Origin of the sequence: Echinicola salinicaeni (genome assembly GCF_014280965.1) — a bacterium.
Lineage (GTDB): Bacteria > Bacteroidota > Bacteroidia > Cytophagales > Cyclobacteriaceae > Echinicola > Echinicola salinicaeni.
Genome location: NZ_JACODZ010000024.1, coordinates 1 through 1,502, shown reverse-complemented (window position 1 = coordinate 1,502; position 1,502 = coordinate 1). Strand labels below are relative to the sequence as shown.

Sequence of the window (1,502 nt, the reverse complement as noted above, 5' to 3'; positions counted from 1 at the left end):
GGTCATGTCCTGAAATAGGTTGACACAATTTAATTGAAAATTGTAAACCTATAATCGGACAAAATGAAGGATTTGGAAAAATTTTCCGAAAATGCACGTAGAAAAATTGTAAGCGAAGTTCTCTCCGGTTCCGTGTCCAAGGAACAGGCAAGAAATATTTATGGTATCAGGAGCAAATCCGCTATATTGGAATGGATGAGGATTTTTGCTGGTCTGCCCAGGAATGCCCCCGTAGACCCTGTCCCCCTATTAAAAAACATGTCTGAAGAAAAAGACGATATCCAAAAGCTCAAAGAGCAGATCAAGCATCTTGAAGAAGAGCTGAAACTAAGCAGGCTTAAAGGAAAGGCATATCAGATTCTGGTGGATATCGCCAAGGAGGACTATGGCCTTGACCTTGAAAAAAAGGCTGGTGCCAAACAGTCCAAAGACTCAAAGAAGAAGAACCGAAAGTAGGTTTGGGACAACTTTGCGGATTGTTTGGCAAAAGTAGGCAGGCTTACTATAAAGTCATGAGAAACAGCACCAAAGAAGTATTTGAGCAGGAAGTGGTGTTGGGTCTGGTTGCAGGGATCAGGAGAAGGTCAAAGACCTCCCGTTGGGGTGTTAGAAAGCTTCAGCCTCTTCTCCGGCAGGACCTGGATATATTGGGGATAAAAATGGGCAGAGACAAACTGTTTGAACTGCTTGGCCTCAACGGTCTTTTGGTCAGTAAAAGAAAGAGAAGGTTTTTTACCACACAAAGCCATCACTGGCTGAAAAAACACCAAAACCTTGTGCAGAACATGGTTGTTTCAAGACCCAATCAGCTCTGGGTGTCGGACATCACCTATGTTCAGTTCAACGGCATGGTCCACTATCTCTACCTGATCACAGATGCCTATTCTCAAAAAATAACCGGCTGGAACGTTGCCCGGGACCTGAAGGCCGAATCTGCCCTTAAAGCCTTGAAAAGGGCTCTTTCATCACAGAAGGACATCCCTCCGTACTCTTTGGTACACCATTCAGACCGTGGCATACAGTATTGTAGCTATGATTATACGGGACTGTTGGAAAACAACAAAGTCTGGATCAGTATGGCCAGACCTGCCTCACCGCATGAGAATGCCATTGCAGAAAGGGTAAACGGCATACTTAAAGAAGAATGGCTGGTCGATCTGGAGAACCATAAAAACATAAACGTAAAGAAATGTATTGGCCAGATAATCAATATTTACAATGAGGTAAGGCCCCATAACGGATTGGGAAATATTACTCCGGTTCAGGTACACGACAAAGGTTTTTTAAGGCATGACGCCGAGCGCGTTATAGGAAAGAAATACAACTGGCAAAAAAAGGCCGGACCTGATAAAGCCCGGCCAGCTAATAGCAACGCTATCGGACCAAACGACTATTCCTTGGCAAGTTGCTCCTCAGCAGAGCTTGACTCCGCTTCATCGTGGTATTGTAAGTTAGAGTAAACTTCCTTGATAGTAAAATGCTAGCTATATTTAAAGAAGAAT

The 1,502-nt window shown here is 43.8% G+C and carries 2 protein-coding genes; both read left to right on the top strand.

Annotated elements, in window-relative coordinates; all coding sequences use genetic code 11:
• Nucleotides 1–63: 63 nt before the first annotated feature.
• Nucleotides 64–456, top strand: coding sequence for a hypothetical protein (locus H7U17_RS20550; protein WP_186758769.1), 393 nt, complete (start codon nt 64–66; stop codon nt 454–456).
• A gap of 2 nt (nt 457–458) precedes the next feature.
• On the top strand, nt 459–1,460 hold the full coding sequence (locus H7U17_RS20545) for an IS3 family transposase (protein ID WP_186758768.1): 1,002 nt from the start codon (nt 459–461) through the stop codon (nt 1,458–1,460).
• Nucleotides 1,461–1,502 lie beyond the last annotated feature (42 nt).

Excerpts from the sequence above, each read along its gene's own strand:
- H7U17_RS20550 (WP_186758769.1), top strand. The coding sequence starts at position 64 with ATGAAGGATTTGGAAAAATTTTCCGAAAATGCACGTAGAAAAATTGTA.